The organism is Novosphingopyxis iocasae, assembly GCF_014334095.1.
Classification (GTDB): Bacteria; Pseudomonadota; Alphaproteobacteria; order Sphingomonadales; family Sphingomonadaceae; genus Novosphingopyxis; species Novosphingopyxis iocasae.
In genome coordinates, this window is the sequence record NZ_CP060495.1 from 1,751,454 (window position 1) to 1,777,384 (window position 25,931).

Genomic DNA, 25,931 nt, shown 5'->3' on the forward strand with positions numbered 1-25,931 from the left:
TGGGCTGCCAACGGGCGAACGCGGTGCGCGTTTCCCATTCTGCGGCGCTTACACGTCATGCTTGTCCTGCCGCCGCGTGCCGAGCAGCACCTCGCGCTCCAGATGCGCACGAAGCCCGCGATAATAGTCGGTTAGGAACTGCCGATCGTCCGGCATGGGTCCGTCATAGCCGATGCGCCGCGCGATGGCGTCCGCCACGGTCCGTTCCGCGCGCTCATCGCCGATGCGCAGCACGTCTTCCAGCTTGTGCAGTTCGTGGATGCCGTAGGAATCAAGCGCGGCCTCGGTGAATTCGTATTGAACCGCGCGTTCTTCGGCCAAATCCGCCTCACGCTTCTTCCTCGGCCGTTCGACCACCCAGGTGCCCGCCAGCAGATCGCCGATCCGCATCCTGTCCCGGTTGAATTTCAGGAAGAAGGAGAAGCCGAGCGCCCAGAGCAATGCGGCAAGCACCGCCCAGCCATTTGCATCGCCTGTGGCGGCCATGCTGGCGATGATCATGAAGGGCAGGAATACCTCCACCTCACGCATCAGGTTCCGCGCGATCACCTGATCGATCGACAGCGGCCCACCATCGCGTGAGACGACGCGCATGCCCATGATGCGCTTGCCCCATGTCGCAGCCTTCGGCCGCGCCTCCATCGCAATGAAATAGACCATGCGGAAGGCAAATCCCCCCAGCGCCACGGCGATCACCAGCGGTTCCATTGCGCCGGCCCCGAAGGTGCCAACCGCCAGGGCCAGAAGCGCGAAAAGCGCCGCGAGCACCAGTCCGATAATTACGAAATCGAGGATCAGCGCGATCAGGCGCGCGCTGGCGGGCGCAATAACGACACCGAGCGGCACGCCCTCCGGCGTCACCAGATCGCGCCGTCTACGGACCGAGGAAGAGCGCCGCCGCTTACGCGCCATCGCCCCGTCCCTCATGGTCCTGTCCTTCATGGTAGTGGCTTCGCACGCGCAGGAGGTAGAAGTAGCTGCACCAGCCGGTCAGCATGAAGCCGCCAATGGCATATCGCGCGGCCGTGACGTTGATCGTCTGCCGCCCGATCCCTTCGAGCAGCCCTGCGAACAGCAACATCACGACAACGCCCAGCATCGCGGCGGCGGCGCTGCGCCCGGCCTCGGCCGCGGCATCGATCCGGGATCGATCGCCGGGAAAGGCGACGGCGGTGCCGATGCGCACACCCGCGGCCGCGGCGATGACGATCGCGAACAGCTCGGTCGTGCCGTGGATAAACAGCCAGCCGCCCATCTCCATACCAAGCCCCTTGGCGGCATAGACCTGCAGGAACGCGCCTATCATGCAGCCATGGTAAAGCGTCAGCAGCAAGGTTGGCAGGCAGAAGGCGAAGCCCAGCGCGAAGCACAGCACCGCCACCTGGCTGTTGTGGACGAACAGCATGACGGCAAATCCGGTGAGCATCTGTCCGCCGCCGCCATCGAACAGCATGCGGCGCATTTCCTCTGCCGGCATTTCCGGCCCGCGTCCGCTTGCCAGATCGGGCGGCACAAAGGCGGCGAACCAGCTGGGATCGCTGGCCACCAGGCCCCAGCCGATGATCGCGCCGAGCAGCATCAGCAGCGCCATCGCCAGAGTCTCACGCCACAATGCGCGCACCGCGGCGGGCCAGTTGGTGAGAAAGAATCGCGCCACGCGCCCGCCGAGCCCGGCACGGTTGCCGTATAGCCGGTAGTAACCGCGCAGGGACAGCGCCTCGAGATGCGCGATCAGCGCCTGATCGAGCGAGATGGCGCGCGCCAGCGAGAGCGAACTCAGCGTAGCGCGGTACAGGCGCGGCAGTTGCAACAGCTCGTCTTCAGTGAGGCGGCGGGGGCCGCGCTTTTCGACGCGGATCAGCAGTTCCTCGAACGCTTCCCAATCGGCCTCCCGCTCGGCGCGGAAGGCGGCGGCGCTCTGGATGGTGGGCGCGCCTCTCACAGCCGCTGCGCCTTCACGATATCGAGATAGCGGCCCACGAGCTGCGGGCCCATGTCACGCCAATCGGCTTCCAGAACGTCCGCCCCCGCCAGCCGCAGGCGCTCGATCACCAGCTTGCGCTCGCGTAGCAATGTGCCCGCGACGACGGCGCGCGCAACGGCCTCGCTGTCCTGCGGCACCTCATCGACTACGCTCTCCAGCTCCTCGTCGCGCATGATGAGGAAGAGGACGACATGCTTGGCGGTGAGCCGCCCTACGGTGCGCAACATCAGCTCCGCGCTCGCCGGATCGACGAAATCGGTGAAGATCACGACCAGAGACCGGCGGTCCAGCCGCGCGTCGAGGCTGGTAAGGCCGAGCGTGAAATTGGTCTCATGCGTGGAATAGCCGATGTCGGCCGCGAGCCGCTGCAGCTGCGCAAAGCTTTGCGTGCCGCGCACCGCGCCGCTGGCGATATGCGGGTGCGAATCGAAGGAGAACAGCCGCACCCCGTCCCCCGCCTTGAGCGCCACGAAGGCGGTGAGCAGCGCGGCGGCGACGGCGCGGTCGATGCGCGGCAGGCCGGCCACGGGCTCGCCCATCAACCGCCCGCTGTCGATGGCAAGGACCAGGCTGTTGGCGGTCTCTGCGCGATATTCCTTGGCGAGCAGACGCGAATGGCGCGCGCTGCGCTTCCAGTCGATCATGCGCCGTTCCATGCCGCGCTGATAATCGGTCAGCGCCTCGAACTCGCGGCCCTGGCCGATCAGCGGCTCCACCCGCTCACCGATCATGGCGTCGCGGCGCAAGAGCTGCATCGCATCCTCGCGCACACGGGCCAGATCGGGCTGGATTGCGACGCTCACCTCCGGATCGATCACGCGCTGCTTCCAGACGAGGCCGAGCGGCCCGCGCCAGCGCAGCCACAGGGGGCCGAGCGCAGACAGCCCGCGCCGCGCCGCGACGAGGCGGTGTATCACGCCGCCCTCTTGCTCGGTTCCAGCGAGCCGCAGCTTCGGCGCGAAACCGGCGATCTCGGCAAGCAGATCGTCATGGCCGAGACGCGCTTCGGCAGGCCCCGAGAGCCCGCTCACCGCGATCCGCACCGGCACTTCGCCGCCCACGCCTACCGCCTGCGGCGCGCCCACGCTCGCCTCCACGCTGCGCAGGGCAGCGCCCGCCAGCGCGTCGATCAGCATCAGCACGATCACCGCGCCGATCCAGACGATGGCCAGCGTCCACCAGGCGGGCACCAAGAAGGCGGCGAGCAGCGCCGGCAACGCGCCCGCCCCGGCCAGGACCACCGCCCGGCCGCTGGGATAGATCATCGCGGCGCCTCGGTTTCCTCAACCAGATCGGCAACGATCGTCTCGATATCGCGCGCATCGATCTGCGCGGTGGGCGACAAAGTGACGCGGTGGCGCAGCGCGGGAACAGCGAGCCGTTTCACATCGTCCGGGATCACATAATCGCGCCCCTCCAGCACCGCCCGCGCCCGCGCGCCGCGCGCCAGCATCGCGCCCGAACGCGGGGACGCGCCGATGCCGATGTCCGGACTTTCCCGCGTCGCGCGCACCAGCCGCACAATATAATCGGCGACTTCGTCCACCAGCGTCACCCGCTCCTCCGTCTCCATCGCCTCGGCCAGCTTCGCGGCATCGGCCTGCGCGGTGATGCCATAGTCCTGCGGCCCCTGGGACGTCGCGCCGCCGCCATGGGCGAGCACGATCGCGCGCTCCTCCGCCGCATCCGGATAGGCCAGCACATGCTTGAACAGGAACCGGTCGAGCTGCGCTTCGGGCAGCGGATAGACCCCTTGGTGTTCGATCGGGTTCTGCGTCGCGACCACCGTGAAGCGGTCCGACAGCCTGTGCGTCTCGCCATCGAAGGTGACCGAGCGTTCCTGCATCGCCTCCAGCAGCGCGGCCTGCGTCTTGGGCGGCGTGCGGTTGATCTCGTCCGCGAGCAGCAGATCGCAGAACACCGGCCCCTTGGTCTGGGTGAACGTGCCGGTCTGCAGATTATAGATGTTGGAGCCGATGATATCCCCCGGCATCAGGTCCGGCGTGAACTGGATACGGCCATAATCCAGCCCCAGCGCGGCGGCGAAACAGCGCGCGGTGAGCGTCTTGGCGGTGCCCGGCGGCCCTTCCAGCAGGATGTGCCCGCGCGCGAACAGCGCCGTCAGCATCAGATCGATCATGTCGCTTTGGCCCGTGATCGCCTTGGCGGTCTCCGCGCGGATATTCTCGGCGAGCGCCTGTACGTCCGAAATTTCCATCATCTCTGTCCTTCGATCCAGTGGGCGAGCGCTCTTGCGCGCGTGTGCAATTCCTCTTCGTTCTGGGCATTCGCCACCGCATCGGCGCGGGTGGAGAAGGCGCGTTCCTCGCCTCGTTGGCCGGTGCGTGCGTCGATCCATTCGGCCAGCCGGTCTCCGCTTAGCGAAGGCGGCGCGCCGAGCCGTTCGCCCGCACGCGCGCGCATCATCGCGGCGTAGCGCGGGCCGAGCCCGCCGATCCGCCCGGCCCGGCGCAGCAGGTCCGCGCTCGTTTCCACCAGCGTGCGCTTGCCCAGCGCGAACACGCGGGCGCGCTTTGCGACGGGGCCGAAGCGGTTGAACCCATGAATCAGCGCCAGCAGCCCGGCGAACAGCAGGATTAGCGTCAGCGGCAGGAATGGCGGATCGAACAGAAGCTTGCCCAGATTGCGCGCGCCCGCGGTGGACAGGCGCGGCGTCGCGATCAGCACCGGATCGCCGGTGTAACGCAGGTGATCCACCAGCGCGAACATCGCGCGCGCATTCGCCAGATCGTCGATCCCGGCATTGTTCATCATGTCCGGATCGGTCAGCACATAATCGCGCTCATGCTTGCCCGGCACGATCAGGCCCCGCCCCGCCCCTTCCGGAAGCCCGTCTTCCGTGTCGGCATCGCCGCGCGCCACATGCAGTTTGTCCGGCAGCGTCACCGTGACGCCGAACAGATCGGTGCGTGTGCCGCCCTGCGTCTCCGTAATCTTACCGGGCGCGATCGGGTCCAACAGGCTGTCCAGCGCGTCGGGCGGGAAGGTGCCCACCGCACCCACCCTCTTCTGGCTCAGGCCCATCGGCGCCACCGCCCATTTGGGTAGCACGAACAGCACCGGCTCCTCCGCATCGGCGCGGATTTCAGCGATCTCTTGCAATGCTTCCGGATTATCCTTGGCATCGACGAAGACGATCAGCAGCCCCTTCTGCCGCAAATCCATCTTGCGTGTCAGGACGCGCGTTTCCGGGCCCGCCTCGCGCAGCAGCCGCACGAAACCCGAATAGCCCACCGCCGTATTCGATGTGGGCGAGGCGGTGACGCCCTGCTCGCTCATCTTTTGCGGCGCATAGCTGTTCAGCACGAACGCCAGCAGCCCCGCGATCAAGCTGATCGCGATGCCGGCAATCACCACATTGCGCGCGAATGGGTTGGCGGCTTTTTCGCTCATGCCGCCCGCCAGCTTCCGGAGAAGGCGAAGCGTTCATAGGCGTCGCGCGCCTCTTTCCAGCCTTCAGCGCCCACCGGACGCCGCGCGAACAGTGCGCGCTCCGTGATCCCGGCCATCGCCCCGAACGGCTCGCGCGCCTGTTCGGGCAGGCCCGGCGCCCCGGCAATGTCGCGCGCGGTGGTGGACGGCATCAGAAAATCGGGCAGGCGTCCCGCGATATCCTCGACCGATCGGCGCAGGAGCAGATGCACCGCCTCCTCATAGCGTCCGTCCGCCGCCAGCGCTTCGGCCTCTTTCAGCAGGTGGCGCGCAGCGGCCGCCTCGGGCCGCCAAGCCTCCCCTGCCTCTTCCGGCACCTTACTCTTCTGCCATGGCCAGCGAATTGCGACGCCCAGCAGATCGCGGGCGATCCACCAGATCACGAGCGCCGCGACCAGCGCCAGCCCGATGTAGAACAGATACGGCACCGCCGGTGCCATCCATTGCAGAAATTTGATCAGCGGCTCCAGCCAGCTGGGCGGCTCGGGCGGAACATAGGGCGGCAAATCGAACTGAATCGCATTGTCCCGGAGCAGCGCTGCATGCGCTGCCTCCAGCTGCCTGTCCTCGGCGCCCCCCGCCGCGATCACCTGCTGTGCCGCCATCGCGCCGGACCTTGGCGACGCGGCCTGCGCTTGGCAAGCGCTGGACGGGCGCACAAGCGCACTTTATGCGGGCGGGCGTAACCACGATCCGCCCAACATCGATCAAGAAGACGAACCGCCATGCTCGACATCAAACAGCTCCGCAACGATCCCGAGGGCGTGCGCGCCGCACTGGCCAAGCGCGGGGCGGATATCGACCTTGCCCCGATCCTGAAGCTGGACGAGGAAGTCCGCGCGCTCACCGGCCGCATCGACGCCGTGCAGGCGGAGCGCAACGCGATCGCCAAAGCGATGGGGCAGACCAAAGGCAAGCCCGATCCCGAAAGCATCGCCAAGGCCAGCGCGCTGAAGGCGGAAGCGGCGGACCTTGCCACCGAACAGGGCATTGTGCGCGGACGGTTCGAGGAGGCCATGGCGGGCCTGCCCAACCTGCCCGATGCGCGCGTGCCCGAAGGCGGCAAGGAAGCCAACCGCGTCATCCGCAGCTGGGGGGAAAAGCCGGATCTGGGCGACAAGCCGCTCAGCCATCTCGAACTGATCGAGAAACACGGCCTCGTCGATTTCGAGCGCGGCGTGAAGATGGCGGGCAGCAATTTCTGGCTCTACACCGGCGACGGCGCGGCGATGGAATGGGCGCTGCTCGACTGGTTCAACCGCAGCCATCACCAGGATGGCTACACCTTCTTCCTGCCGCCGCATCTGCTGCTGCCCGAAAGCGGCTATGGTGCGGGGCAGTTCCCCAAGTTCAAGGACGATGTCTTCCACATCCAGGTAAAGGAAGGCGGGCAGGAACGCTTCCTGCTGCCCACCGCCGAGACCGCTCTTCTGAACATCTACCGCGACGAAATTCTTCCCGCCGAAAAGTTGCCGATCAAGGCATTCGCCTACACGCCCTGCTATCGGCGTGAGGGCGGCGGTGCGCGCGCGGACGAGCGCGGCACGGTGCGCGGGCACCAGTTCAACAAGGTGGAAATGTTCCAGTTCGTCGACGAGGATCAGGGCGATGCGGCGCTGGACGAACTGCTGGGCCGCGCGGAGAGCCTGCTGCAGCAACTCGGCCTGCATTACCGCACCGTGCTGCTGGCCGCTGGAGACGTCAGCGCGTCGATGGCCGTGACATACGATGTCGAGGTGTGGATCCCCTCGATCAACGATTACAAGGAAATCAGCTCGGTCAGCTGGGCGAAGGATTATCAGGCCCGCCGCGCGCGCATCCGTACGCGGGGCAAGGATGAGAAGCAGACGCGCTTCGTCCACACGCTGAACGGTTCGGGCCTGGCCACCAGCCGGCTTTTCCCGGCGATCCTGGAGCAGCACCAGCAGGCGTACGGCAGCATCGCCATCCCCGAACCCTTACGCGCCTGGATGGGCAAGGACCGGATCGGCTGACCCGCCATGCCCGGCGCCAACAAGCAAGTGACGGGCGGGCGCGGCTCGGCTATCAGAGGCGGCAACATGTTATCGCTGCCTAATATTCTGACGCTATCCCGCATATTGGCGGTGCCGATCCTGGCCTTTCTGCTGTGGCCGGATTTCGAGCCGCTGGGGCTGGAGCCTCGCCGGCTGGATTATCTGATCGCCTTTGCGCTCTACTGCCTGATGGGCATCACGGATTATTTCGATGGCTATCTGGCGCGTGCCAGCGGCGCGGTGTCTCGGCTCGGCCAGTTTCTCGATCCGATCGCGGACAAGATCATGATCGCCGCGGTGATCCTGATGCTGGTCTTCACCCGCGACATTCAGGGGTACAACGTCGCCGCTGCGCTGATCATTTTGCTGCGCGAGATCATCGTGTCGGGACTGCGCGAATTCTTGTCGGGCATTCAGGTGTCCATGCCGGTCTCGCGTCTCGCCAAATGGAAGACGACGGCGCAGCTCGTCGCCTTCGGCGCGATCATCCTTGCGGGCGGTCTGCCGATGTGGACCTTCATCGGCGTTGCCGGCCTCATCCTGCTCTGGATTGCGGCGATCCTGACGCTCGTCACCGGCTGGGACTATCTGCGCCTCGGCCTCAAGCATATGGACTGATGCGCCCATGAAGATCGTCTATTTCGCCTGGGTGCGGGAGCAGATCGGCTGCGACGAAGAACCCGCACCGGAAGGCGCCTCCACGGTCGCCGAACTCGTCGAATTGCTGCGCAGCAAAGGCGGCGGTCACGCCGCGGCGCTGGCCGATGAAAGCCGCCTGCGTTTCGCGCTCGATCAGCAGATGGTGAAGGCCGATGCGGCGCTGAACGGCGCGTCCGAACTCGCCATCTTCCCTCCGGTCACCGGCGGATGATCCGCGTTGCCGTCCAGACCGAGCGCTTCGATCAGGGCGCTGAGCTCGATGCGCTGGCCGAAACCGGCGCGGGCGCGGTGGCGAGCTTCCTCGGCATCGTGCGCGCAGACGGCGACATCGCCTATCCGGACCGCCGCGTCGTGGCGCTGGAGCTGGAACAATATCCCGGCATGACCGTGGCGGCGCTGCGCAGCCTCGCCGAAACCGCGAACGAGCGGTTCGATCTCACCGGCGCCGTCGTGATCCACCGCATCGGCAAGCTGGAGGCAGGCGCGCCCATCGTTCTCGCCGCCACCGCCGCACCGCACCGCGCCGCCGCGCTGGACGCTTGCGCTTTCCTGATCGACCGCCTGAAAACGCAAGCGCCCTTCTGGAAGAAACAGCATTTCGCCGACGGCAGCGCCAAATGGGTGGAAGCCAAAGCCAGCGACGACGCACGCGCCGCGGGCTGGGAATGATTTCGCGCCTATAGCTCCCCTTGGCGGCAAGTCCGGAGCTGGCGGGGAAGGATAATCGAGCGGCCCCCTTCCCCCGCCTCGTTCCCTCGCCCATATGGCCATTCGCATGGCGAGCACGGGCAAACTCACGAGCGGATCGATCCGCTATCATCTGTTTCACCAGACCTGGCCCAATGTCTTCGGCGTCGCCGCCTTGATGTCGATCGGCATTATCGATGCCTATTTCGTGGGACAAGAAGGCCCGAACCAGCTCGCCGCGATCAGCTTCATCTTTCCCATCATCACCGCGCTTTCGAGCCTGGGCGTCGGCGTGATCGTGGGCATCAATTCGGTGGTGAGCCGCGCGCTGGGCCGGGGCGAGCATGATTTGGCCGAAACGCGCGGGCTGCAGGGCTTCGTCATTGCCGCCATCGCGGGGCTGGGAATTGCCGCCTTGCTCTATCTCTTCCAGGGGGCGCTGTTCCGCGCGATGAATGCAGGCGAGGATCTCGCCCCGCTGATCCGCGCTTACATGACGCCCTATGCGCTGGGTTTTCCCTTCGTAATGGCGATGATGAGCCTCAACGGTATGTTGCGCGGACAGGGCGCGGCGCTGCGCAGTTCGGCGATCCTGCTCGTCAATGCCGCGGCAAACTGGGTGCTCGATCCCATGCTGATCGCCGGATGGGGTCCGCTACCGGGATATGGCATTGCGGGCGCGGCCTATGCCAGCGTGATCGCCTTTGGTCTTGCCGGCATCACCGCCTTCATCCTGCTGCAGACCAGCGATCTGAAGCTGCGCCTGTCGCGTTTCTCACCCGAAGGGTGGGGTGAAGGCGTGCGCGCGCTGGTGCGCGTGGGCGGCCCCGCGGCGATATCGAACAGTATCAACCCCATCGGCCTTGCCGTGCTTACCGGCTTCCTCGCCACCTATGGCAAGGATGCGGTGGCAGGCTATGGCGCGGCCGGGCGGCTGCAGAGCTTTGCCGTGGTGCCATTGCTGGCGCTGTCCGGGTCGATCGGCGCGATCGTCGGTCAGAACTGGGGAGCCGAGCAGGAAGGCCGCGCGCGCAAGGCGCTGCTTTATGCGGTGGGCTTCGCAGTGGTCTATGGCACTGCGATCGCCGCGATCCTGGTGATCTTCGCGCGAACCTTTGCCGGGTTGTTCTCGGACAGCGCACCGGTGGTGGATGCCGCGGCGCACTACCTCGTCATCGCCGCCTGGGGATATGGCCTCTACGGCGCGCTGATCGTTTCCAACGGCGCGCTCAACGCCATCGACAAGGCATCCAATGCGCTGATGGTCTCGGTCGGCCGGGTATTGCTGGTGATGGTGCCGGCCGCCTGGGCGCTGGGCGCGGCCTTTGGCCAGGGCGGTGTGTTCGGGGCGGAGCTGGCCGCGAATCTCATCGGCGGATCCATCGCCTTTTGGATCGCTTACCGCGTGCTGCGCGGCGGAGCGGAAAAGGAAAGGGCGCGCTCGGCCAATGCCGGCGCGCCCTCCAATGTCCAAGCGGCCGAGTGACGGCCGGTCGGCAATGAATCAGTCGGCCTTGGCTTCGGCGGTCGACTCATTCTGCACATCGGCTTCGGCTTCGTGCGCAGCCTGATCGGTTTCGGCAGCGGCGTGGTCGGCGCTGTTTTCGACAGCGTTACCGGCCTGATCCAGCTGATCGCCAGCTTCGTTCACGCCCGCTTCCACGGCATTGCCGGCGGCGTCGGCATTGGCTTCAACGTCGTTGCCCATGGAGTCCATGGCTTCGCCGGTCTTGTCCTGAGTTTCCTGCGAGCAAGCCGAGAGACCAAGCGCGGCGGTCGCAATCAGACCGGAGATAATGATCTTACGCATTCAATGATTCCTTCGGTAATGTATCCGACCCCCAATGGGGAAGTGGGCCAATACAGACAGCCGGCATTTATTTCAAGGCGAACCGTTCTGGATCGACGATGAAAGGCGACGAGCCGTTGGCGCGTGTCATAATCTGTCCCGCCGCGCCCGTCGAAACTGCCGATGGCATGGCGGGGGCCGAGCCGCTATCTGTGCGTCCATGACTTCCGAAAAGCCCGCGCAGCCGCATCTCTTCCTGGTCGACGGATCGGCCTATATCTTCCGCGCCTATCACCGGCTGCCGCCGCTCACCAACAAGCATGGCGAGCCGGTGGGCGCGGTTTACGGCTACACCACCATGTTGTGGAAGCTGGTGGACGATCTGAACGCCGCCGACGGGCCCACCCATATGGCGGTGATTTTCGACTATAGCTCGCACACCTTCCGCAACGATCTGTACTCCGAATATAAGGCGCACCGGCCCGAGCCGCCGGAAGACCTGAAGCCGCAATTCCCCATGATCCGCGATGCCACGCGCGCTTTCTCCCTGCCGTGCATCGAAGAGGACGGCGTGGAGGCGGACGATATTATCGCCACCTACGCCAAGCTGGCGCTGGCGCAGGGGTTCAAGGTGACGATCGTCAGCTCGGACAAGGATCTGATGCAGCTGATCGAGCCGGGTCTGGACCTCTACGACACCATGAACGACCGGCGCCTCGGCGCGGATTATGTGCAGGAGAAGTTCGGCGTGCCGCCCGAGAAGCTGGGCGATGTCCTGGCGCTGATGGGCGACAGCGTGGACAATGTTCCGGGCGTGCCCGGCATCGGGCCGAAGACCGCGGCCAAGCTCCTGACCGAACATGGCGATCTGGAATCCGTGCTCGCCGCCGCGCCGGACATGAAGAAGAGCAAGATGAAGGAAAATCTGCTCGAACATAGCGAAAATGCCCGGCTCAGCCGCGTGCTGGTGACGCTGAAGGACGATTGCGCGATCCCCGAACCGCTGGAGGATTTCGCGCTCAAAGGCATACCGGAAGAACCTTTACGCGAATTTCTGCAGCATCACGGCTTCGGATCGCTGCTGAAGCGCCTTGGCCAGGTGACGGGCACCAACGGGCCCAAGCCGACGCTCGGCGAAGCGGCGGAGACGCCTGCCAAGGCCCCGATGGCGAAGCTGCCCGAGATGCCGAAGATCGATACGTCCGGCTATGTCTGCGTGACCGATATCGACGATCTTGACCACTGGATCGCGCGGGCGCGCGAAGAGGGCGTGATCGGCTTCGATACCGAGACCGACAGCCTGGAGGCGGTGACCGCGAAGCTGGTCGGCATCAGCCTGGCCGTCGCGCCGAACGAGGCGTGCTACATTCCGCTCGCTCATGGCGGCAGCGACATGTTCGATGAGCGCCCGGTGCAGTGCGATGCGAAGGAAGTGCTCGCGAAGCTGAAGCCCCTGCTTGAGGACGAGTCGGTACTGAAGGTGGGTCAGAACCTCAAATACGACATGTCCGTGCTGGCCCAGCACGGCATCGAAATCCGCCCCTATGACGATGGCATGGTGATGAGCTTCTGCCTGGATGCGGGACAGGAAGTGGGCGGCGGCCACGGCATGGACGCGCTCGCCAAGACGCATCTGGATCACGAGCCGATCAGCTACAAATCGCTCACCGGCACCGGCAAAAAGGCAATCGGTTTTCACGAAGTTTCGCTGAAGGACGCCACCGCTTACGCCGCCGAAGATGCCGACGTCGCGCTCCGGCTGTGGAAGCATCTGAAGTTGCGCATGGCGCCGGAAGGTGTGGCGCAGGTCTATGAGCGGGTGGACCGGCCGCTGGTGCCGGTGGTGGCGCGCATGGAGTGCCGCGGCATCAAGGTGGACCGCGACGCGCTGGTCCGCCTCTCGACCGAATTCGCCAAGGAAATGGAAGCGCTCGAGGCACAGGTGCATGAACTGGCCGGCGAGGAATTCGCGCTCGGCAGCCCCAAGCAGCTGGGCGATATCCTGTTCGACAAGATGGGCCTGAAGGGCGGCAAGAAGGGCAAGTCCGGCGCCTTTTCCACCGACCAGAGCGTGCTGGAAAAGCTTGCCGGTCAGGGCGTGGAGATGGCGAGCAAGGTGCTGGAATGGCGCCAGCTCTCCAAACTGAAATCCACCTATACCGATGCGTTGCAGGCCCAGATCAACGAAACCACTGGCCGCGTCCACACCAGCTACAGCCTGGTCGGTGCGCAGACCGGGCGGCTTTCCTCCACTGATCCGAACCTGCAGAACATCCCGATCCGCACCGCCATCGGCCGCCAGATCCGCGAGGCTTTTGTGGCCGAGCCGGGCAATGTCCTGCTCGCCGCGGACTACAGCCAGATCGAGCTGCGCCTCGCCGCGCATATCGCCGACGTTCCGGAACTGCGCGAAGCGTTCGAGGCCGGCGAAGACATCCACAATCGCACCGCGCAGGAGCTGTTCGGCGAGGTGAACCGCGACACGCGCGGGCGCGCGAAGACGATCAACTTCGCGATTCTTTACGGCATTTCGCGCTGGGGCCTCGCCAAGCGGCTGGAGGTGGAGCCGGACGAAGCGCAGGAGATGATCGACCGCTATTTCGAGCGCTTCCCCGGCATCGCGCGCTACATGACGCGCACGCTGGAGCAGGTCCGTTCCAAGGGCTTCACCGAAACACTGTTCGGCCGCAAGACGCATTTCCCGCGCATCCAGTCCAAGAATCAGGCCGAACGGCAGGGCTCCGAACGCGCCGCGATCAACGCGCCCATTCAGGGCACCAGCGCGGACATCATCAAGCGCGCCATGATCCGCATGGAGCCTGCGCTGGAAGAGGCGGGGCTCGGCCACGTCAAGATGCTGCTGCAGGTTCATGACGAACTGGTGTTCGAACTGCCCGAAGGCGATGTGGAGGCGGCGAGCGCGGTGATCGAACGCGTCATGGCCGAAGCCGCCGCCCCTGCGGTGGAGCTAAGCGTGCCGCTCGGCGTGGAGATCGGCAGCGGCAAAAGCTGGGATGCCGCGCACTAAGGGCTTCGTCGCAAAAGGCCATTTTGCGCCAGTTTCTGGCGGGCAGCTCTTAAATAATAGGCTGCTCTCCAAGCACTTGGCCCCATTTCGCGCCGATCGCGTAATCCAGCTCCACCGGATCGAATGGGTCCAGGCCCGAGCCGGGGTAAACCGCGAATTCGCCGAAGCGCGGGCCTGCGTCGGTATCGTAAAAGTCGCAGCGCAGAAAGTCGAAGTCCGCGGCGAGCGTTTCCGCTGCTGCGATCATCGCGCCGATGCTGGCCGGAAACGCCGGATGGTCGCCGCGCGGATCGTTCGATACTGGCGCCAGGTCCCGGTCGAACAACAGCCAGCGGTGCGCGGTCTCCCGGTCCAGGTGCACCTGCACATATTCCGCGCGGCCTCCGAAAACGTAGATCTTGTAGTCCACCGGCAGCACGCCGTCCGATCCGATAAAGGGTTCGACGAGCAGTCCGCGCGGCACATCGCGATAAGCCCATTCGTCGAGCCAGCAGCCATAGCTCTTTGCCATCCACCGCACGGACGCGGCGCGAAGCTGCTGCCAATCCACCTGCGCATCGCGGCAGAACGCGCTCTGATTGCAGCCATGGCGGGCCTTTAGCACGAACGGCGTGGGCCAGACCGGTTCCGGCGGCAACGCATTCCCTTGCCACAAAGTGGGTATCACCCAGTCGCTTCCGAGCCGGTCCGCCGCATAAGCTTTGGCAGCGATCTTGTCCGTCAGTCTTGCGAAACGCGGGTCATGGTCGAAAAGTTTGCGGTGCTGAACGCGTTCGGTGAAGCTCACCGGATGGGCCAGATGAAGGAGCCGCCGGTGCCGCCAGCCATAGCAGAGCCTGACGCGGAGGCGATGAAGAAAGGGCGCTGGCAGTTCCAACGGCCGCCTTCGCGCCCGCCCCGGCGATAGGGACATATTCAAAACCGCTGCATCCGTCTCAACTCCGCATAAGCTATGGCCCGTCCAACGCACCGGAGCGCGGTTTCGCTTCACTTGGCCTTGCCTCCGGAGCAGTCCGCCTCTAAATCGCCCGAAACCTTTCCTTATCGGCGCGCGGGCAAGCGCAATGCCGCCAACGCTTTCAGGGCCACGACATGCAAGATCGCAACAACACTTTGATCGGTTGGATTCTAGGGGGCGGCGTGGTCGCTTTGGGTCTCTCGATCGGCTTCGGCAGCGTGTTTCACACGGAGAACCCCGAAGGCGAAAAGATGGGCTACTTCATCGAGGACACCGCGGCAGAAGGCGGCGAATCAAGCGGCCCGCCGCTTGCCACGCTGCTCGCCAAGGCGGACGTTGCGCATGGCGAAACCGTGTTCAAGAAGTGCGCCGCCTGCCACACGATCAATCAGGGCGGCGCAAACGGTATCGGCCCGAACCTGTACGGCGTAGTCGGCGAACCCATCGGCAAGGGCGTGGGCGGCTTCGCCTTTTCCGAAGCGCTTTCTTCGATCGGCGGTACCTGGACGTTCGACCAACTGAACAAATGGCTGGAAAGCCCGCGCAAGTTTGCACCCGGTACCAAGATGACCTTCGCCGGCCTCGGCGATCCGCAGGACCGCGCTGACATTATTGCCTATCTGAACGAGCAGGGTTCCAACCTGCCCTACCCGCCGCCGCCCGCCGAGGGCGCAGCTGAAGGTGGCGAAGGCGACGGCGCCGTGAAGGCGGAAGAAGAGCCCGTAGGCGACGCCGTGACCGACAAGGAACCCGCGACGAAGGGCACCGGCGAAGTCGCCCCCCCCGCCGAAGCGCTGCCATAAGCGGAAGGCATCCGCTCTTTCGACATGACATGAATTGTAAGAACGCCGCCCCATCCGGGCGGCGTTTTCAGTTCGTCTCCAGCTCGTAGAAGTCGCAGATCATTTGCCAGCCTTCCTCGGCCGTTTCGACGATCTTGAACAGATCGAGATCGGCCGGGCTGATCGTGCCTTCCAGCAGCAGCTCGTCGAAGTTGATCACGCGCGTCCAGAAATCGCGGCCGTAAAGCAGGATCGGCATTTTCTCGACCTTGCCGGTCTGCACCAGCGTCAGCAGTTCGAAAAATTCGTCGAACGTGCCGAAGCCGCCGGGGAAGGCCGCGACCGCGCGCGCGCGCAGCAGGAAGTGCATCTTCCGAAGCGCGAAATAGTGGAAGCGGAAGGACAAGGAGGGCGTCACATAATCATTGGGCGCCTGTTCGTGCGGCAACACGATGTTGAGGCCGATGGATTCCTTGCCCGCATCCTGCGCGCCGCGATTGGCGGCTTCCATAATCGACGGGCCGCCGCCCGAGCAGACCACGAAATGCCGCTTGCCGTCGACTTCGCGAAACTCGCTCTTGCTGGCGAGATAAGCGAGCTTGCGCGCTTCCTCATAATATTTCGCCTTGGCCGCCAGGCGGCGCGCAATTTCCTGCGAACGCTCGTCCACGGCGGCATCGATCACGCCTTGCGCCTTTTCGGGCGAAGGAATACGGGCTGAGCCGTAGATTACCAGCGTAGAGCCGATGCCCTGCTCTTCCAGCAGCATTTCCGGCTTCAGCAGTTCCAGCTGGAAGCGCACCGGACGCAGTTCCTCGCGCAGGAGGAATTCTTTATCCTGGAAGGCCAGCCGGTAGGCCGGGTCCTGTGTCTGGGGCGTTTCGACCGCTTCTTCTTCGGCGAAGCGGGCTTCCTGTTTGGCGCGGTAGAAGCGCCGTTCCTTGATGTTCTTTTTCGTCATACGGGGCGCGGCCTAAGCCAGCCCGCGCTCAGCGGCAATAGCCATTGCCGGACATGTCGAAGTGCAGGTGATTATAATGCGCGCTATTATAGTCCGGCCCGAGCACGGTGCCGAAGCGGCGGCACGCAGAAGCATGCAGTGTGCGCAGGAACGCCTGTTCACGCGGATCGCCATTCCAGCCGCGCTCCACGCTGACGCGCCGCCCATCGCGCAAGACGAATGCGGAAACGTCCACCGCATTGGCCAGCGCGTGCTGCGAAAGCTTGCCGGAACCTGCGCCGTTGATGTTGCGGCAGGCATAGGTCCCCATCGTCTCGATCTTCACGACGTCGCTGCCAAGCATCTGGCGAGCCGCCGGCTGCACGGCGTAGCGCGCCCATGCGGAGAAACCGGCTGCCAGCGGGCAGGTCAGCGCGCCGAGATTTGTCGTCGGAACACCGATATCGAGAAGTTGGACCGTATCGACCGTCCGGCATCCGCCGCCAAATTCGCGGTTGGGCAAAGCCTGATAGCGCACGCCGGCATGGCCGAGATCGGCCAGGCATTGCCGCGCGGACGTCGAGGAAAATGCAGAGGTGGCCGCTGCGGGTTCGGGACGCGGGTTACGGTCCGCCTTGCCGTGCGGCAGGACACCGCATCCTGCCAGCAGTAGTGTCGAGAAAAGCAACGGACGGGTCAGCGAGCGCATCGATGGAAATCTAAGCGCGCCATGGTTAACGATGTCTCAACGCTCAGGCGGCGCTGCGCTTCTCCATGGGCGGCTCTGTCGAGAGCGTGCCTTCGCCCTCCCGCCCGTCGCGCCAGCCGGTCTGCACCTTGAACTTGCTCGCCTCGCCCAATGTGGACAGCGCGATCTCCGCATCGAATTCCACGCCCATCCGGTTCTCGTGCGACCAGCGCGTGGTGGCCCCGACGAAGCGGTTATTGTCCAGCTCCAACTTGAACTGCGTGCCGGCGGGCACATCCCACAAGCCATCGATCATCGCGCCGCCGGGCGAAATATTGCGCACCAGCCCTTCATAGCAGAAGCCGTCATGATGCACGCCGATCCGGCGGAAGATGCGCTTGCGTGCCACGCGGTTGGACTTGAATCCTTCCGCATAGGCGTAGCCATCCCGCTCACTCAGCAGCACGGTGGCGCTGGTGGGGTCCATCGGCTTACCGTAGATATAGCCCTGAACATGGCTGCAACCGAGCTGGCGCACGAGGGCCAGTTCGTCATGGGTCTCCGCGCCCTCTGCCGTGGTATCCATCCCTAGCGCATCGGCCAGGCTGACGATCGAGGCAATGATCGCGCTATTCATGCTGCCCTTTTGGGCGGCGCCGCGCACAAAGCTCTGATCGATCTTGATTTTGTCGAACGGCACTTTCTTCAGATATCCGAGCGCGGAATAGCCCGTTCCAAAATCGTCCAGCGCCAGCCGAACGCCGCTGGCCTTCAGCCGGTTGAACGTCTCGATATTGTCATCGCCCCCATCCAGGAACACGCTTTCGGTGATCTCCAGCTCCAGCTGCGATGGCTCGATCCCCGTCTGGGCAATGGCATTCAGCGCCACTGCGGTAATGTCGCCCGCTGCGAACTGCGTGGGCGAAACGTTGACGGCGATGCGCAGCTTGCCCGGCCAGACGGCAATCTGTGCGCAGGCGCTGCGCAGAATCCATTCGCCCATCCGGCCGATCAGATTGGCTTCCTCGGCGATGGGAATGAACACATCGGGGCTGATCCGACCGCGCGTAGGATGATCCCAGCGGGTCAGCACCTCGAAGCCGACGATCTTCTCCGTCGCAACGTCGATCACCGGCTGATAGACGAGCGAAAGCTCGCCGCGGCCGAGCGCGTCGCGCAAATCTTCTTCCAGGGTGCGCCGCTCCGAAGCTTCGAGATGCATCGATTCTTCGTAGAAACGGTAGGTGCCGCGCCCCGCATCCTTGGCGCTGTAAAGAGAAAGATCGGCATTGCGCACGAGAGATGCCGGCTTCACTTCGCCGCTTTCATGCACCGCGATGCCGATCGAGGCGCCAATGCGGACCTGCGATCCCTCGACGATATAAGGCAGCGACAGCGATTCGATGATGCGCTTGGCCAGCTTTTCTAGGTCGGCAGTCGCAATCAGCTTGGGCAGTACGATCTGAAATTCGTCTCCGCCAAGGCGCCCCACCGTGCCGCGATCATCCACCACGCGCTGAAGCCGGTCCGCCACCTGAACCAGCAGGGCATCGCCCGCAGGGTGGCCCAGCGTATCGTTGACCTGTTTGAACCGGTCGAGATCGAGCAGGAACAGCGTGCAAGGCTCGCTCTTGCCCATATGGCCCTTGAGCGATTGTTCGAGCAGCCGGTTGATTTCCAAGCGGTTCGCAAGGCCCGTCAGCGTGTCGTAGCGGGCGAGCTGCTGAAACGCGTTCTGCGTTTCGCGCATGTCGGTGAGATCGGTGCCGCTGCCGCGAAACCCCTGAAAATTGCCCAGATCGTCGAGCACCGGATTGCCCGAAACGGACCACCAGCGCTCCTCATCCACATTAATCTTGATCGAAAGCTCGCTGAAGGGAGTACGCGACGAAAGGTGGAAGCCTAGCGTGCGTTCTTCTCGCTCATCGTCCCGTTTGCCGATCTGCGCGATCAGGCTGGTGAACTGCTTGCCGACAATATCCTCGACATGCAGGCCGGTGCGCTCGGCCACCATCGGCGTAATGTAGCGAAGGATGCCGTGCCGATCCGTTTCCCAGAACCAGCCGCGCCCGTCATTCTCATAGTCCGCGAGCAGCGCAGCGGCACGCAGCACTTCATCGGACCGTTTGTCCTGTTCGAACGCACGCCGATCCAGCTTTCGCTGGATCATCACGATGGAGAGCGTCGCCAGCGCGATCAGCACGGTCTCGATCAGCACCTGAAGGCTCAGACTCATGGAGACGGCGAGCGGAATCAGACTCGGCACGCCGTAAGCAAGAATCGTCTGTGGGCGCAGCGGCGTCGTCATCATTTTTCGCGTTAAACGAACAACCTTTCCGAGAAGTAACCATCGGTCCGATGAAGGCCACGGATCGGCGACCCGGCTGCGGCAATGCTTGACTTGGGACGACAGGCCTGTAGGCCGCCCCACGGGCCACGCCGTCCCAACGCGGCGCGCGCTCTCTGTAAGGAGAAGCATAGCATGACCGAATACAAGAATACGCAGCCCGAATTGCGCCCGGAGCGCCCCTTTTTCTCCTCCGGCCCCACCGCAAAACCGCCCGGCTGGTCCTTCGACAAATTGAAGACCGAATCGCTCGGCCGCTCGCACCGGTCCAAGATCGGCAAGGCGCGCCTGAAATATGCGATCGACCTCAGCCGCGAACTGCTGGGCGTGCCCGACGATTATCTGATCGGCATCATGCCCGGATCGGACACCGGCGCGCTGGAATGCGCGATGTGGTCCATGCTCGGCAAGGGCCCGGCCACCGTCGCCGCGTGGGAAAGCTTCGGCAATGTCTGGATTCAGGATGCCGTCAAGCAGCTGAAATTGCAGGACCTTACCGTCCTCGATGCCGATTACGGCAAGCTGCCCGATCTGTCCGCCATCCCGGCCGACAACGACATCGTGTTCACCTGGAATGGTACCACCTCCGGCGTGCGCGTGCCCAATGCGGACTTCATCGCCGAAGACCGCACCGGCATCACCATCAACGATGCCACCAGCGCCATCTTCGCGCAGCCGATGGATTGGCCGAAGCTCGATGCCACGACCTATAGCTGGCAGAAGGTGATGGGCTCCGAAGCCGCCCACGGCATGCTGATCCTGTCCCCGCGCGCGGTGGAGCGGATCGAAAGCTACGATCCGGAATGGCCGCTGCCCAAGCTTTTCCGCCTGAAAAAGGGTGGCAAGCTCAACACCGCGATTTTCGAAGGCGCGACGATCAACACCCCGTCCATGATGGCGACCGAGGATTATATCGCGGCGCTGGAATGGGCGAAGAGCATCGGCGGGCTGCAGGCGATGCATGATCGCGCCGACGCCAATGCCAAGATCGTGACCGACTGGATCGAAGCCACGCCGTGGCTGCGCAACATGGTCGACGATCCGGCGCTGCGCACCAATACCGGCGTGTGCATGGTGTTCCAGGGCGACTGGTATGATGGGCTGGACGATGACGCCAAGGCGTCGGTGCCCAAGACCATCGCCTCGATGCTCGAGGAACTGGACGTCGCCTATGACTTCAACGGCTATCGCGACGCTCCGCCCTCCCTTCGCATCTGGTGCGGCGGCACGGTGGAGCAGGAAGACCTGAAGCGTCTGCTGCCGTGGATCGAATGGGCCTATGCCGAGGTTAAGGCCAAGCATAACTGAGCTAATTTTCCGCTCGCTCTGAGCCAGTCGAAAGACTGTCCTGCCTTTTCGGCAGAGCAGGGTTTCGACAGGCCCAGTGCGAACGGCATCAGATATTTCTGAAAGGCAAACCCATGCCCAAAGTCCTGATTTCCGACAAAATGTCCCCCAAGGCCGCCGAGATTTTCCGGACGCGCGGGATCGAGGTGGACGAGATTACCGGCAAGACGCCGGAAGAGCTGAAAGCCATCATCGGCGACTATGACGGCCTTGCCATCCGCAGTTCCACCAAGGTCACGCCCGAAATTCTCGAAGCTGCCGACAATCTGAAGGTGATCGGCCGTGCCGGCATCGGCGTCGACAATGTCGATATCCCCGCCGCCTCATCCAAGGGCGTGGTGGTGATGAACACGCCGTTCGGCAACTCCATCACCACGGCAGAGCATGCCATCGCGATGATGTTCGCCCTCGCCCGCCAGCTGCCCGAAGCCGATGCCTCCACCCAGGCCGGCAAGTGGGAAAAATCCAAGTTCATGGGCGTCGAGCTGACGTCCAAGACGCTCGGCCTGATCGGTGCGGGCAATATCGGTTCGATCGTCGCGGACCGCGCGCTCGGTCTCAAGATGAAGGTGGTGGCGTTCGATCCGTTCCTGACGCCCGACCGCGCGCTGGAAATGGGCGTGGAAAAGGTGGAGCTGGACCAGCTGCTGGACCGCGCCGACTTCATCACGTTGCACACGCCGCTGACCGACCAGACGCGCGGCATCCTGTCCAAGGAGGCGCTCGCCAAGACCAAGAAGGGCGTGCGCATCATCAACTGCGCGCGCGGCGGGCTGATCGACGAAGCGGCGCTGAAGGAGGCGCTGGAATCGGGCCAGGTCGCGGGCGCGGCGCTCGACGTGTTCGCCGAGGAACCGGCCAAGGACAATCCGTTGTTCGGCACGCCCGGCCTCGTATGCACGCCGCATCTGGGCGCCTCGACCGACGAGGCGCAGGTCAATGTCGCCATTCAGGTGGCCGAGCAGCTGAGCGATTATCTACTGTCCGGCGGCGTCACCAACGCCCTCAACATGCCCAGCCTGTCCGCCGAGGAAGCACCGCGCGTGCGCCCCTATATGGCGCTCGCCGAAAAGCTCGGCAGCCTGGTCGGCCAGCTGCTCGGCAAGGACATCCGCGGGGTGGAGATCGAGGTGGAGGGCGCCGCCGCGCAGCTCAACATCAAGCCGATCAGCGGCGCCGTGCTGGCGGGCCTGATGCGCGTCTATTCGGACACCGTGAACATGGTGAACGCGCCCTATCTGGCGCGCGAGCGCGGGCTGGACGTGCGCGAGGTGCGCCATGATCGCACGCAGGATTATCACACCCTGCTGCGCGTCACCGTCACCACCGATGAGGGCGAGCGTTCGGTTGCCGGCACGTTGTTCGGCGATGCCCAGCCGCGACTGGTCGAACTGTTCGGCATCAAGATCGAGGCCGATCTTGGCGGCGACATGCTATATATCGTGAACGAGGATATTCCCGGCTTCATCGGCAAGGTCGGCACCGCGCTGGGCGAGGCAGGCGTCAATATCGGCACCTTCCACCTCGGCCGCCGCACCGGCGTGCGGGGCGACGAGGCGGTGCTGCTGCTCTCGGTCGACCAGCCGGTGGACGAGCCGGTGATGTGGAAGATCTGCAACCTCGACGGCGTGAAGAAGGTGAAGGGGCTGGGCTTCAAATAAGACCCGCCCTACCGAAAATACGTCATTGCGAGGAGCCGTAGGCGACGCGGCAATCCAGAGCGGATGCAGCCCTGCAATTGCCCTGGATTGCTTCGTCGCTGCGCTCCTCGCAATGACGGCGCCCCCTTGCGCAAAGCGTCTTATCCCATCAAAGACCCCAGCGATGAGTGACACCCCCGAATTGTTGCCGGTCGGCTTCCGCGATCGTCTGGCGCCCGTGGCCGAGCGCGGCGCGGCGATCGAGCGCGCGGTGCTCGGCGTGCTGGCGAGCCATGGCTATGACCGGGTCGATCCGCCGCTGGCCGAAACCGAGCGCGCGCTGAGCCAGCGCGGCGGCAACCGCACCGATCATCTGCGCTTCACCGATCCGATCTCGCAGCGCACTTTGGCCCTTCGCACCGACATGACCACGCAGATCGGGCGCATCGCCGCCAGCCGTCTGGCCGATGCGCCGCGTCCGCTGCGCCTCTGCTATGCCGGTCAGGTGCTGCGTCTGCGCTCCGGCCAGCTGCGCCCGGAACGGCAGATGACGCAGATCGGTGCGGAGATCATCGGATCGGACGAGGTGGCCGCCGCGCGCGAGGTCGTCTCGCTCGCCATCGAGGCGCTGCAGAGCGCGGGCGTTACCGGCATCACCGTGGATTTCACCCTGCCCGATCTGGTCGATCGCCTGGCCGAGACGCGCTATCCGCTGGACGGCGCGAAGCTGGAAGCGGTTAAGGCGGAGCTGGACAGCAAGGATGCAGGCGGTCTCGCCGCTCTGGGCGCGCAGGACTATCTGCCGCTCATCGCCGCGGCCGGCCCTTATCATGATGCGCTGACGAAACTGGAAGCGCTCGATGCGGGCGGTGCGCTGGCATCCCGGATCGAGGGCCTGCGCGCCATCGCCCTCCCCATCGCCGACGATATCCGTCTGACGCTGGACCCGACCGAGCGGCACGGTTTCGAATATCAGAGCTGGTTCGGCTTCACGCTTTATGCCGACGGCCATGTCGCCAGCCTGGGGCGCGGCGGCACCTATATGCTGAGACAGGCTGATGGCGGCAGCGAACCGGCGACCGGCTTTTCGCTCTACCCCGACGCGCTGGCCGAAGCCGGAAATGGCGAGAGCGCAAGGCGCCTGTTCCTGCCGATAGGCCATGATGGCGCGGCTTCGGCGAAGCTGCGCAGCGAGGGCTGGCGCACTGTTGCCGCCCTATCCGACGTGGACGACGCAAATGCGCTGGGCTGTACGCATCGCCTAGAAAACGGCGCAGCGCAGCCGTTGTAAGGCGAGCCAACCAAAAAAGGGCCCCCGCGTTGGCGGGAGCCCCTTTCACATTTGGTCGATCGAAGCGATCAGCTGTTCATCGTCGCAGGGTCCGGCCCAAGGCGACCGTCCTTGCTGTCGAGCTGGTCGAACGCCGCAAGGTCGTCTTCGCTCAATTCGAAGTCGAGCACGCCGAAATTGTCGCGCATATGATCTTCGGACGAGGCCTTGGGGATCACGAGCAGGCCGTTGTCGATGTGCCAGCGCAGCACCACCTGCGCGGGCGTGCGATCAAGCTTCTCGGCGATTTTCTTGACGACGTCATTGCCCATCGCATCGCCCTGACCCAGCGGGCTCCAGCTTTGCGTGGCGATGCCCATCTCCTCATGCACCTTGCGCGCTTCCTTCTGCTGGAAGCTGGGATGCAGTTCGATCTGGTTGAGCACGGGCACCACGCCGGTTTCATCCGCAATGCGCTTCAGATGCGGTTCCAGGAAGTTGGACACGCCGATCGACTTCGCCTTGCCTGCCTTCTGGATTTCTACAAAAGCCTTCCAGGTGTCGACATACAGATCGTTGTCCGGGCACGGCCAGTGGATCAGCACGCAATCCACCGAATCGCGGCCCAGCCGGTCGAGGCACTTGTCGAACGCCTTCAGCGTGCGATCATAGCCCTGGCTTTCGTTCCAGACCTTGGTCGTCAGCCATATATCGTCATGGCCCTTCAGGCCTTCGCCGACGCCCTTTTCATTCTGATAGATCGCGGCGGTATCGACGAGGCGATAGCCGATATCCACGGCTTTGCGCACGGCCTCTGCCGCGTTCTCTTCGTCGATCTTGTAGGTGCCGAAGCCGAGTTGCGGGATCGAACGGCCGTCGTTCAGTTCGATCATCGGCGTCTGGGACATGGTGTCGGTGCTCATAAAAATCCTTTCTCTATGCCCCCTCAACGAACGAACCCCCGCATGAGGTCCGCCCTTATCGCTGGACCTGGCGCCGCCCCGCTTTTAGGGCGGCGCTTCGAAACGGATCGACAGCAAGGGGCAGAGCATTGGCCAACGTCACGGTGATCGGCGCGCAATGGGGCGACGAGGGCAAGGGCAAGATCGTGGACTGGCTCTCCAGCCGCGCGGACGCCGTGGTACGCTTTCAGGGCGGCCATAATGCGGGGCACACGCTGGTGGTGGACGGCGAGGTCTACAAACTCTCCCTGCTGCCCTCCGGCATCGTCACCGGCACCTTGTCCATCATCGGCAACGGCGTGGTGCTCGATCCCTGGGCACTAAAGGCCGAGGTGGAGAAGCTGAGCGGCCAGGGCGTCACCATCACCGACGATAATTTCGCGGTCGCGGACAATTGCGCGCTCATCTTGCCACTGCACCGCGATCTCGACGGTCTGCGCGAAAATGCGGCAGGCTCCGGCAAGATCGGCACCACCGGTCGCGGCATCGGCCCGGCCTATGAGGACAAGGTCGGCCGCCGTGCGATCCGCGTGTGCGACCTCGCCCATCTCGATGCGCTGGAGCCGCAGCTTGATCGCCTGTGCGCGCATCACGACGCGCTGCGTGCCGGCTTCGATCAGCCGCCCGTGGACCGCGAGGCGTTGCTGGCGGATCTACGCGAGATCGCGCCGTTCGTGCTGCAATATGCGCAGCCTGTGTGGAAGCGCCTGAAAAAGGTGCGCAAGGCCGGCGCGAAGATCCTGTTCGAAGGCGCGCAGGGCGTGCTGCTCGATGTCGACCACGGAACCTATCCCTTCGTCACCAGCTCCAACACCGTGTCGGGCACCGCCGCGGGCGGATCGGGCTTGGGGCCCTCGGCCACCGGCTTCGTGCTGGGCATCGTGAAGGCCTACACCACGCGCGTCGGCTCCGGCCCCTTCCCCACCGAGCTGGAGGACGAGACCGGACAGCGCCTTGGCGAACAAGGCCATGAATTCGGCACCGTCACCGGGCGCAAGCGCCGCTGCGGCTGGTTCGATGCGGTGCTGGTGCGCCAGTCCTGCGCGGTCTCCGGCGTCACCGGCATCGCGCTTACCAAGCTGGACGTGCTCGACGGGTTCGAGACCATCCGCATCTGCACCGGCTATCGTCTGCGCGGCAAGATTCTAGACTATCTGCCCGCCCACGCCGCCGATCAGGAAGCGGTCGAGCCGATCTACGAGGAGATGGAAGGTTGGCAGGCGACCACCGCGGGCGCACGCAGCTGGGCCGATCTGCCCGCCCAGGCGATCAAATATATCAGCCGCGTGCAGGAGCTGATCGAAACGCCCGTGGCGCTGGTCTCCACCAGCCCCGAACGCGACGACACCATCCTGGTGCGCGATCCCTTCGCGGACTAACC

The 25,931-nt window shown here is 64.6% G+C and carries 23 protein-coding genes; 11 read left to right on the forward strand and 12 right to left on the reverse strand.

The window, feature by feature from the left end; all coding sequences use genetic code 11:
• Positions 1–48: 48 nt before the first annotated feature.
• The 6 genes from H7X45_RS08385 to H7X45_RS08410 are packed head-to-tail and all read right to left on the reverse strand — an operon-like array spanning position 49 to position 6,042.
• Positions 49–927: an RDD family protein gene (locus tag H7X45_RS08385; protein ID WP_246449403.1), complete on the reverse strand. Its 879-nt coding sequence runs from the start codon at positions 925–927 to the stop codon at positions 49–51.
• Positions 902–1,942 (reverse strand): stage II sporulation protein M, encoded by a 1,041-nt coding sequence (locus H7X45_RS08390; RefSeq protein ID WP_187334459.1) that lies wholly within the window; start codon positions 1,940–1,942, stop codon positions 902–904. The genes H7X45_RS08385 and H7X45_RS08390 overlap by 26 nt, the downstream gene beginning before the upstream one ends.
• A complete protein-coding gene (locus H7X45_RS08395) occupies positions 1,939–3,249 on the reverse strand; it encodes a DUF58 domain-containing protein (protein WP_187334460.1) in 1,311 nt (436 codons plus the stop codon). Before H7X45_RS08395 ends, H7X45_RS08390 begins: the two co-directional genes overlap by 4 nt.
• The gene (locus H7X45_RS08400) at positions 3,246–4,202 is read right to left on the reverse strand and encodes an AAA family ATPase (protein WP_187334461.1); all 957 of its coding nucleotides are present in this window, start codon (positions 4,200–4,202) and stop codon (positions 3,246–3,248) included. The genes H7X45_RS08395 and H7X45_RS08400 overlap by 4 nt, the downstream gene beginning before the upstream one ends.
• Complete coding sequence (locus tag H7X45_RS08405; RefSeq protein WP_187334462.1) at positions 4,202–5,398, reverse strand: hypothetical protein; 1,197 nt, start codon at positions 5,396–5,398, stop codon at positions 4,202–4,204. Before H7X45_RS08405 ends, H7X45_RS08400 begins: the two co-directional genes overlap by 1 nt.
• A complete protein-coding gene (locus tag H7X45_RS08410; protein WP_214645479.1) occupies positions 5,395–6,042 on the reverse strand; it encodes a hypothetical protein in 648 nt (215 codons plus the stop codon). Before H7X45_RS08410 ends, H7X45_RS08405 begins: the two co-directional genes overlap by 4 nt.
• A gap of 120 nt (positions 6,043–6,162) precedes the next feature.
• Here H7X45_RS08410 and serS point away from each other — a divergent pair, with 120 nt between their 5' ends.
• The 5 genes from serS to H7X45_RS08435 all read left to right on the forward strand — a co-directional run bounded on the left by serS (position 6,163) and on the right by H7X45_RS08435 (position 10,285).
• Positions 6,163–7,431 (forward strand): serine--tRNA ligase, encoded by a 1,269-nt coding sequence (gene serS, locus H7X45_RS08415; protein ID WP_187334463.1) that lies wholly within the window; start codon positions 6,163–6,165, stop codon positions 7,429–7,431.
• Positions 7,432–7,497: 66 nt separating this feature from the next.
• Positions 7,498–8,070 (forward strand): CDP-diacylglycerol--glycerol-3-phosphate 3-phosphatidyltransferase, encoded by a 573-nt coding sequence (gene pgsA / locus H7X45_RS08420; RefSeq protein ID WP_187334464.1) that lies wholly within the window; start codon positions 7,498–7,500, stop codon positions 8,068–8,070.
• Positions 8,071–8,077: 7 nt separating this feature from the next.
• On the forward strand, positions 8,078–8,323 hold the full coding sequence (moaD, locus tag H7X45_RS08425; RefSeq protein ID WP_187334465.1) for a molybdopterin converting factor subunit 1: 246 nt from the start codon (positions 8,078–8,080) through the stop codon (positions 8,321–8,323).
• Positions 8,320–8,781: a molybdenum cofactor biosynthesis protein MoaE gene (locus H7X45_RS08430; protein WP_187334466.1), complete on the forward strand. Its 462-nt coding sequence runs from the start codon at positions 8,320–8,322 to the stop codon at positions 8,779–8,781. The genes moaD and H7X45_RS08430 overlap by 4 nt, the downstream gene beginning before the upstream one ends.
• A gap of 106 nt (positions 8,782–8,887) precedes the next feature.
• The gene (locus tag H7X45_RS08435; protein ID WP_187334467.1) at positions 8,888–10,285 is read left to right on the forward strand and encodes an MATE family efflux transporter; all 1,398 of its coding nucleotides are present in this window, start codon (positions 8,888–8,890) and stop codon (positions 10,283–10,285) included.
• An 18-nt stretch (positions 10,286–10,303) separates the two neighbouring features.
• On the opposite strand, the gene H7X45_RS08440 is transcribed toward H7X45_RS08435, so the two are convergent.
• Positions 10,304–10,609, reverse strand: coding sequence for a hypothetical protein (locus H7X45_RS08440; RefSeq protein ID WP_187334468.1), 306 nt, complete (start codon positions 10,607–10,609; stop codon positions 10,304–10,306).
• 199 nt (positions 10,610–10,808) lie between these two features.
• On the opposite strand from H7X45_RS08440, the gene polA reads away from it, so the two are divergent.
• Positions 10,809–13,616 (forward strand): DNA polymerase I, encoded by a 2,808-nt coding sequence (polA, locus tag H7X45_RS08445; RefSeq protein ID WP_187334469.1) that lies wholly within the window; start codon positions 10,809–10,811, stop codon positions 13,614–13,616.
• Between the two features lie 49 nt (positions 13,617–13,665).
• On the opposite strand, the gene H7X45_RS08450 is transcribed toward polA, so the two are convergent.
• Entirely contained in the window at positions 13,666–14,403 is a 738-nt protein-coding gene (locus H7X45_RS08450; RefSeq protein ID WP_246449404.1) for an ATP-grasp fold amidoligase family protein, read from the reverse strand.
• 305 nt (positions 14,404–14,708) lie between these two features.
• On the opposite strand from H7X45_RS08450, the gene H7X45_RS08455 reads away from it, so the two are divergent.
• Positions 14,709–15,377, forward strand: a complete 669-nt coding sequence (locus H7X45_RS08455; protein WP_187334471.1) for a c-type cytochrome — start codon at positions 14,709–14,711, stop codon at positions 15,375–15,377.
• Positions 15,378–15,444: 67 nt separating this feature from the next.
• Here H7X45_RS08455 and H7X45_RS08460 read toward each other — a convergent pair whose 3' ends face one another.
• From H7X45_RS08460 to H7X45_RS08470, 3 genes are read right to left on the reverse strand one after another with little or no spacing between them, the layout of a single operon-like run.
• Positions 15,445–16,317, reverse strand: a complete 873-nt coding sequence (locus H7X45_RS08460; RefSeq protein ID WP_187334472.1) for an LOG family protein — start codon at positions 16,315–16,317, stop codon at positions 15,445–15,447.
• A gap of 28 nt (positions 16,318–16,345) precedes the next feature.
• A complete protein-coding gene (locus tag H7X45_RS08465) occupies positions 16,346–17,005 on the reverse strand; it encodes an extensin-like domain-containing protein (RefSeq protein ID WP_187334473.1) in 660 nt (219 codons plus the stop codon).
• Between the two features lie 43 nt (positions 17,006–17,048).
• The gene (locus H7X45_RS08470) at positions 17,049–19,295 is read right to left on the reverse strand and encodes a putative bifunctional diguanylate cyclase/phosphodiesterase (protein ID WP_214645480.1); all 2,247 of its coding nucleotides are present in this window, start codon (positions 19,293–19,295) and stop codon (positions 17,049–17,051) included.
• 171 nt (positions 19,296–19,466) lie between these two features.
• Here H7X45_RS08470 and H7X45_RS08475 point away from each other — a divergent pair, with 171 nt between their 5' ends.
• The 3 genes from H7X45_RS08475 (at position 19,467) to H7X45_RS08485 (ending at position 23,609) form a co-directional block, all read left to right on the forward strand.
• Positions 19,467–20,639: a phosphoserine transaminase gene (locus tag H7X45_RS08475; RefSeq protein WP_187334475.1), complete on the forward strand. Its 1,173-nt coding sequence runs from the start codon at positions 19,467–19,469 to the stop codon at positions 20,637–20,639.
• A 113-nt stretch (positions 20,640–20,752) separates the two neighbouring features.
• Positions 20,753–22,339, forward strand: a complete 1,587-nt coding sequence (gene serA / locus H7X45_RS08480) for a phosphoglycerate dehydrogenase (protein WP_187334476.1) — start codon at positions 20,753–20,755, stop codon at positions 22,337–22,339.
• Positions 22,340–22,502: 163 nt separating this feature from the next.
• On the forward strand, positions 22,503–23,609 hold the full coding sequence (locus tag H7X45_RS08485) for an ATP phosphoribosyltransferase regulatory subunit (protein ID WP_187334477.1): 1,107 nt from the start codon (positions 22,503–22,505) through the stop codon (positions 23,607–23,609).
• A gap of 68 nt (positions 23,610–23,677) precedes the next feature.
• Here the strand turns inward: H7X45_RS08485 and H7X45_RS08490 are convergent, their stop codons facing one another.
• Positions 23,678–24,511, reverse strand: a complete 834-nt coding sequence (locus H7X45_RS08490; RefSeq protein WP_246449405.1) for an aldo/keto reductase — start codon at positions 24,509–24,511, stop codon at positions 23,678–23,680.
• Positions 24,512–24,639: 128 nt separating this feature from the next.
• Between H7X45_RS08490 and H7X45_RS08495 the strand changes: the two genes are divergently transcribed.
• A complete protein-coding gene (locus H7X45_RS08495) occupies positions 24,640–25,929 on the forward strand; it encodes an adenylosuccinate synthase (protein ID WP_187334478.1) in 1,290 nt (429 codons plus the stop codon).
• Positions 25,930–25,931 lie beyond the last annotated feature (2 nt).